We start from the raw sequence: 658 nt of genomic DNA on the forward strand, positions 1-658 counted from the left end.
TCCTGGAAGTGCGCGAGATGCGGGCGCCCCGGTTCGAGGGCCGCGCGGACGAACTCGCCGCCATGGCCGCGTTCGCGACGGCGCCCGAGGACGAGGCCGGCGGGTACTGGCGGTGGCTGGCGCCCGCGTGGACGGGGAAGACGGCGCTGATGGCGGAGTTCGTGCTGAACCCGCCCGACGGAGCGGACGTGCTGGCCTTCTTCATCACCGCGCGGATGGCCGGCCGCGCGGACCGTACGGCCTTCCTGGACGCGCTCGGCGGGCAACTGCGGGAGTACCTGCGGGAGGGCGACGTCGAGTGCGCGACCCAGGGCGCGTTCCTGGACGGACTGGAGCGCGCGGCGGCGCAGGCGCGCGCGGCCGGGCGACGGATCGTGCTGGTCGTGGACGGGCTCGACGAGGACACCGGCGTACACACCGGCAGCAGCGGCCACAGCATCGCCGCCCTGCTCCCCCGCACCCCGCCGCCGGGGCTGCGGATCATCGTCGCCGGCCGGCCCAACCCGCCGATCCCCAGCGACGTACCCCGTAGCCACCCCCTGCGGGACCCGGGCATCGACCACCCCCTGGCCACCTCGCCCGCGGCCCGGGCGATGCGCGAGGACGCCGAGCGCAGCCTCGAAGCGATGCTGGACGCGGGCGGTCTCGGTCGGGAGTT

General features: G+C 76.0%; 1 pseudogene. It reads left to right on the plus strand.

The annotated features are described in order from the left end of the window. Positions 1-658 (plus strand): annotated as a pseudogene (locus KUM32_RS40090) (hypothetical protein); the annotation flags it as partial.

This window comes from Streptomyces sp. AC627_RSS907 (genome assembly GCF_019049165.1).